General features: G+C 35.1%; 3 protein-coding genes. All 3 read left to right on the forward strand.

Annotated features, from left to right (window positions below):
• Nucleotides 1-1,930: 1,930 nt before the first annotated feature.
• Genes X939_RS0117730 through X939_RS0117740 form a run of 3 tightly spaced genes read left to right on the forward strand, consistent with a single transcriptional unit; the run spans nucleotide 1,931 to nucleotide 7,156 of the window.
• Nucleotides 1,931-5,479: an ATP-binding protein gene (locus tag X939_RS0117730; protein ID WP_025764624.1), complete on the forward strand. Its 3,549-nt coding sequence runs from the start codon at nucleotides 1,931-1,933 to the stop codon at nucleotides 5,477-5,479.
• Nucleotides 5,460-5,912, forward strand: a complete 453-nt coding sequence (locus X939_RS0117735; RefSeq protein ID WP_025764625.1) for a response regulator — start codon at nucleotides 5,460-5,462, stop codon at nucleotides 5,910-5,912. Before X939_RS0117730 ends, X939_RS0117735 begins: the two co-directional genes overlap by 20 nt.
• Nucleotides 5,913-5,923: 11 nt before the next feature.
• Nucleotides 5,924-7,156, forward strand: coding sequence for a phosphorylase family protein (locus X939_RS0117740; RefSeq protein ID WP_025764626.1), 1,233 nt, complete (start codon nucleotides 5,924-5,926; stop codon nucleotides 7,154-7,156).
• Nucleotides 7,157-7,219 lie beyond the last annotated feature (63 nt).

The raw sequence follows: 7,219 nt of genomic DNA on the forward strand, positions 1-7,219 counted from the left end.
CAAAATTTCCTCGATACGAAATTAAGCAGGCCATCCTGCGGGACTCGAACTCGCGACCCCACGCCCTCGCCATGTCGTGGCAAGATGACAGACATGAATTATGTAAAATTTAAATGGCAAATGGTCCATAACCTAATTCCTAATTCCTATAGCCTAAACCCTAAACCCTAATCCCTATACCCTACCACCATAGCTAGCGCTCGACCAAATTAAGATGTCACCCCGATGGGGCTCTGGTTTCCTTGGTTTGTGTTTTTTCTATTAAGATACCACCCCTAATGGGGCGGGAATATGTGGAAGGTCAGAGTCGGAGGGCAATCGGCTGTTAGCGAGCGAACTTTATTTATGCAAACCCAGAATGGGTGGCATCGTTATAAATTTGATTTGCGCCAGTTTATTCCCAAAAACCCAGAATGGGCGATATTAAAACGACTGCTAATGGGCTAATAAATCAATACATTAAAAATCCCACCATCTCCAATAACCTCGGGCTTGATCCGCTTTTTTGCGGTCTGGCGTGGTAGGATGACAGACATGAATTATATAAAATTTAAATGGCAAATGGTGCATAACCTAATTCCTAATTCCTATAGCCTAAACCCTAATCCCTATACCCTACCACCATAGCTAGCGCTCGACCAAATTAAGATGTCACACCGATGGGGCTCTGGTTTCCTTGGTTTGTGTTTTTTCTATTAAGATACCACCCCTAATGGGGCGGGAATATGTGGAAGGTCAGAGTCGGAGGGCAATCGGCTGTTAGCGAGCGAACTTTATTTATGCAAACCCAGAATGGGTGGCATCGTTATAGATTTCATTTGTGCCAGTTTACCCCCCATAAACCCAGAATGGGTGATATAAAAACAACTGCTAATGGACTAATAAATCAATCCAATAAAAATCCCACCATCTCCAATAACCTCGGGCTTGATCCGCTTTTTTGCGGTCTGGCGTGGTAGGATGACAGACATGAATTATATAAAATTTAAATGGCAAATGGTGCATAACCTAATTCCTAACTCCTAACTCCTATAGCCTAAACCCTCGCTCCCTAATACCAAAAAAAGCCCAGATTTCTCTGAGCTTTTTGCGGTCTGGACGGGACTAAAATCGTAATACGTATCTACTTATACCTAAGATACTTACTGATAAGCCCTTACAAGAACTACACGATTGACGCTTTCTCAATAAAACTGGCACCTAATAAAGACTGTTAGTCTTTGATAATGCACCTGGGGAGGAAGACGGGTCTCGAACTATCAATATATTCAGTTCTCCATCATCTCAATACCTATTATGATTTTATTGAGCTACACGATCAACGTGCCTATATTTTCAAAGCTACCTGCTTTACAATTATCTTAGCGTTGCACTGGCAATTCTAAATCATACCAAAGATAAAAAAAAATACAGAATGATCAAGAGTCAGCTACAATGGGTTGAGAGGATTGAGCATTCGGAAATGATATTGCATTTTGATAACACCACTATTTCTAGTCATCAATTAAGGAAGACTTCCTTAATCGGTTAAAGCAGTGCCAGACTGGAATCTTCTTACCTATGCCCATGTTATACTCCTAGTAAATTATCAATGAATAAATCCATATAGATATTGGTGTTTGCTGGGATCATTGCTTGACCCCTAAAATTCATTAATAACATATAAGTACCTCGACTGGCTTTTCCTTATATAATTTTGAAAACTTAGTGGTTTTGTGTAATATTGATTCACTCTCAATAGCAGCATTAACAAAAGGTGTATATTAAAATCCATTCTTGAGAAATTTCTAGCATAATCTTAATTTTAGATTTTGTTAAGATTGAGATGACTATGTAACCTAATTTCTTGTGTAATTGTCAGATTTGAAAAAGCTTTTTTATTTGATTATTACCACGTAAAAATTGATAAACCTGAACATATAGCAATTAGATGCCACCTCCAATAACCAGTCGAGCAAAGCGCAGAAAATTAGAACGAGATTTAAAGAAAGAGTCAGGTCGTGGAATCAGGGAAGATTCAGTTGATATTATTAAGAAACTGAAATACACATTACCCACATCTCAGGCCAATGTAATTTTTAATAATTCTTTCGATAAGTTTAAATCAATACTTCCCCCAGATTTACCTAAATCTTACAGAGAAATTCGAAGTACATCTCCAATTTACCCCTTCAATGAAATAGAGAAAGAAATTACTTGGCAAATTAAATTTTTTATAATAAACTCTAAAGTTCTCAAAGAGTTTATAGTCTTGCAACGAAAGTTTGAAGAACTATTTGTAGTAGGACAATATGATCTCGCGAGAGGTGTCCTTCAAGAAATTAATTCAACCATTTGCTATTCTCATTGGAGCATCGAGAAAATGCTCCTTCTTGCCGAGTATGAAAGCGGGTTTAAGCAAAACAAAGAGGCTCTTACAGTCATTCTTGACAAGGAAAATAATATTTTCACTAATTTACTGGCTAAATATCACAGCATTAGGATTGAAAAAAATCTGTCATACTTTAAATACTCCGAGGTAATTAATAGTTATATCGATTTGTATAAGGACAGTGATGGTTTAAGAGAATATTTTAGATTCAAGTTGGACTATTTTTCTGCGGATTCATATGAACAACTTGGCTATTTACTCAATGTGGAATCTAGTGCATCAATTATTGACAGATATGTAACATTTGTTGATGCTATATCGCAGTTTGTATCACAAAAAGAAGCGAAAAAGTTTACTGATTCGGTTGAAGCGTTGCTGATAGAACTATATTTAGAAATTAGAGATCAAAGATTCATATCGGTACTCTTTTCTCTGAATAAGGATGTTTTATTTGATTTGGACGTTAGAAACAGGTCTTTCATTTCTATCTTAGAGGATTACACAAAGGGAAACTATCGTGAGGTTGTAGATCGATGTTCAAAATTTTTGCTTGCTAATCCACTATGTTTTGAGTTGTATGAGATTTATATCAAGTCATGTCATTACGTAGGTTCTGATAATTTGCAATTATTTGCTCCACAGAGTTTGGCGGCTCAATGCTTGGAAGACATGGGAAATATAATTTCGAAGAATAATGAAACCCAACACGCTCTCATAAATGCACATAAGACGTTTAATTCAATTGGACTAAATTCTTGGACTTATAATTATCATCTTTTTTTTAGTAAAGAACACTCTTGGGAAAGTGATAGAGTGAATTCCATGTTATTGGGATGTTTAAGATCCTATTATATCAATCCCATTTGCGCAACAAGCTTTAATGAAAGCACTGGAATTAAATTTCTAGATGAAATAGGAAGTCAAGTTCATGTGCCAGCGATAGTAAGCTTGATAAAATCTATTATACAAAAGTCGTTCAACGATTCAACGTCTGACTTAATCGATCCATTTAGAAAGGGTTTATATAAAACAAAACTTCTCTTAGATGGAAATCTTTATAAAGAAGCAATTAATGAATTACAATTAATCGAATCTCTTTTTCCTGAGCAAAATGATATTCAGCATTCTCAGGAGACTATATTATCTATTAAAATTCACTGCTATCTTTCGCTGGAAATGTGGGATGTGGCATTAGATTTAATCGTTAATAGTAATATAAGAAACCCAAATTTAATAAGTAAGCTAATGCATAGATCTTTCATTACTTACTTAACTACCACAACGGACAGAAATCTGCATGCAAATATTAATCTTCCTATATTATTTCACCAATATCAGCATGTTGTACCACCCAATGACCTGTGGATAGCGTATGACAATTTCCTCTTTCAGTATAATTTGGATTATCCAAAGGAAATATTTGGGATTAAAGATTCTTTCGAAAATGAGAAATTAATATATTTTTTGAAATATGTTTGCCGACAGGATATTTACGATTCATCATTTTTGTTTGAGAATCAAGATGAACTCGATAATGAGCGCATTGAGATTTGCTCAATCCTCACAAGCATTGACAAAGCAAATTATGAGGAATATATAAATGAGATAGCGGAAATAAGTCGTTTCCAGCTAGTAAGGAAAGGAATAAAGCAGATTGATGAGAGCAAAATTTACGTAGATGTAAAGGGAATAAGGAAGTCAACTGAAAATGATATTAAGGAAACCTTTGAGAGAAGTCTAAAGCTTGCTAACCTTTCCATTAACCAATTAGATTTATTAAATGAAAAAATTGAAAACGTAATTGTCCCGTTCTATGGAAAGTCGGCAGATACTAATAAGGTAGAAATTAAGGAAAAAAATATCAAAATTACAAGCTATTCGAGATTTATGCAATTTGTAGATATGTTCTACAAAATAAGAGATAGATTTATTGCGAGTAACGAGTTTGGTATAGATACCTATTTGAGTATGAGAATTCGCCACGGAACGCTACTGGGTGAGATCAGAAGTGTTTTTGAAAAGTATCATTTACTTACCAAAGTGGATGACTCCTCTGATAAATATAAGGATAATGAGTTTTGGGTTAACATGCTACAAATCAACCCAGATAGAGCTGTTGATTTTAATAGCTTAATGGCAAAATTTTCGTTTGACATTGATAATGTGTCGAAGAATTTAAAAAATATTAGTTTACAGATACGGACTGAAAGGAAGGGCTCTGAAGGCTTATTTGATTATTCATACAATGAGAACGATCTGCTTAACGTTTTTACGAATCGTTTAGGTGGAATAGAGGATTATGATGAGTTTTTCGACTCAATTATAGAGGAGTTGTGGGAAAAAACAGAATACAACCTCACTCGAATACGAGAAGTTATATCAACCGATGTTCGGGATACGATGAAACATCTCATAAGTAGCCTCCATCAAGACGTTGAGTTGGTTCTAAATCGACAAGATTTTCCAGAATTGATAGTTTTTCATAGAAATATTACTGAGTGCCAAACTGATATAACGAATGAACTTAACAAGATTTCTGAATGGTTTCGGAGAACTAATAGTAAATCGATTAACGACTTTACTATTGAGTTACCAATAGATACAACATTAAGGACTCTCAGAAGGCTTTTTAAAGATTTCGAGAATCTAAGTCCGACAATTTCAATTTCTTGCCCAGTCGTTTTTGAGGGGGAGTATTTTGCACATTTTACTTATTTGATTCAGAATCTGTTGCATAATGCTATCCAGCATTCAGATTTATCCGCTGATGAAATTAAGATTTTAATTTCTGTTGAGCTGGAATCAGATTTATTGAAGATTGTTGTTCAAAATAATTTTTCGAATGAAATTAATCTTGATAAATTAAATGCCACTATCGCCGAGAAGAGCTTGTTGTTATCTAATGCTAAGCATATAGACAGTGAAAGGACAAGAACAGAGGATGGAACTGGGTACCTCAAGATTGATAAAACTATAAGGACAGACTTGTTAAGGGACAGTTATATAATTGAAATAGATGAAGTGAATGAGGACAGAATTTTTAAAACTACAATAATGTTTGGTATAAATAATCTTCAAAAAACAATCAATGAAGCTACTATTAATTGAAGATGATCAGCATAAGTCGAAACAAATTCTTGATTTCATTTCATCAAATTTTCCTGCCATTTTTATTGATTTGAGAAGATCTTACCAGTCGGGGTTGAAAGAAATTATTCAAGGAGCTTATGATCTGATCCTGTTAGATATGCAACTGCCGAACTTTGATATAAAGTCTGGTGAAGATGGGTATAAGTTTCGAAAACTGGCAGGAATGGACATTCTAACTGAGTTGGTAAGAAAAAAGAAGAATTGTAAGGTGGTTGTGATAACTCAATTCGAAACATTTGGTGAGGGTGAAAATTATATAGACTTAAAGAGCTTAAAAATCATTTTAAAGAGGCAATTTTCGGATGTATATCTTGACACTATATACTATGGTGCAGATCAGTCGAACTGGCAGAAAGAGTTGAAAAATGTAGTAATTGGGAACTTAGTATAAAAATATTGGAAATGATTAATGTTTTGGTTGTTGATGATAATCAACACAAAATAAGAGCAGTTAGGCGATTGTTGGAAATAATACCGGAGGTGAAGATATTTGAGACCGCTACGAACGTAACCTCAGCGAAGCAATATCTTGTTAATAATCATTATGATCTTTTAATTCTCGACTTATCTCTGCCTACAAGAGATGGGGACGACCCATTTCCTCAAAACGGAGTAAATTTTTTAAACGAAATAAATCGGAATCCAAGATTTAAGAAGCCATTTCATATTATTGGCTTTTCTGAATTTGACGATTTCATAGAAACATTTAAGGGCGATTTTTCAGATGAGTTATGGGCTTTAGTTAAGTATGATCAAGAAAATACTAAATGGGAAAAGCAAATTCTTAATAGAATTAATTATCTTATAAACTCCAAGCGGGATTTGAAAGTGGCTGATATTACTTATAATTATGATCTTGCAATTTTAACTGCATTGCGTTCTCCGGAGCTAGATGCGGTTTTAAAGCTCGATGGTAATTGGGACTCATTTCGATTAAGTCACGACAGTACAGAGTATTTTAGAGGGATTTTTACTAAGGGAAATTTATCCATCTCAGTTATAGCAGCTTGTGCTCCGCAAATGGGTATGGTAGCGACATCAGTTTTGACAAATAAGGTAATTGAAAACTTCAGACCTAAGTATGTTGCAATGGTTGGAATAGCGGGAGGGATAAAAGGGGTTGGGAATTTAGGAGACGTATTGATTGCTGATCAATCTTTCGACAGTGGAAGCGGTAAAATCAAGACGACTGATACTGGTGAGCGCCTTTTCGAGCCAGACTTTAAGTCTATTGATCTCGATACAGATGTAAGAGAATTATTTCTTTCTTGCAAAGGATCTCGAGCTTATGTGGATCGCATCAAAAATGATTGGCCTGTAAAGGATATTCCCACTGAATTAAATATTCATATTGGGCCTTTTGCGTCTGGTGCAGGCGTAATTGCCAACAATCAGGTGATTGAGGAGATAAAAGGACATAGTAGGAAGCTTATAGGATTAGATATGGAAAGTTACGGACTATTTTACACTTCCAAACATTGCTCAAAACCGCGACCAATATCTGCATTTTCCATGAAATCAGTTTCCGACTTCGGCGATAAGAATAAGGATGATAGATTTCAGGCATATTGCTCGTTCACAAGCGCTAATTTCCTGTATCACTTTGTATTAAATCACCTATTTGTTATTGAGTGATATTGAAGGAAGACATCAATGCAAGATTTACGTGTAATAACCAACACTAGATCTGACAGTTGA

The organism is Dyadobacter tibetensis Y620-1 (genome assembly GCF_000566685.1).
Taxonomy (GTDB): domain Bacteria; phylum Bacteroidota; class Bacteroidia; order Cytophagales; family Spirosomataceae; genus Dyadobacter; species Dyadobacter tibetensis.